This window comes from Pseudomonas sp. PDM22 (assembly GCF_014851965.1).
Lineage (GTDB): Bacteria > Pseudomonadota > Gammaproteobacteria > Pseudomonadales > Pseudomonadaceae > Pseudomonas.
Genome location: NZ_JACVAR010000073.1, coordinates 1 through 255, shown reverse-complemented (window position 1 = coordinate 255; position 255 = coordinate 1). Strand labels below are relative to the sequence as shown.

General features: G+C 64.7%; 1 protein-coding gene. It reads left to right on the top strand.

The window, feature by feature from the left end; genetic code table 11:
- Positions 1-255 (top strand): Ig-like domain-containing protein (locus tag IB255_RS30710; protein WP_192211313.1); only part of this gene is annotated, 255 nt, incomplete at both ends.

Genomic DNA, 255 nt, shown 5'->3' with positions numbered 1-255 from the left:
CTTCCGACAGCGGTATCCAGGGCGACAACATCACCAACGACACCACCCCGACCATCGACGGCAAGACCGAGCCGGGTGCCGACGTGGTCGTCATCTTCCCGACCGGTGAAGAGATCCACGCCAAGGCTGACGAGAACGGCGAGTGGTCGGTGACCCCGACGCAGCCCCTGCCCGAGGGCAATAACGACATCACCGTCATCGCCACCGACCCGGCGGGTAACACCAGCGAGCCGACCGTCATCACTGTCGTCATCG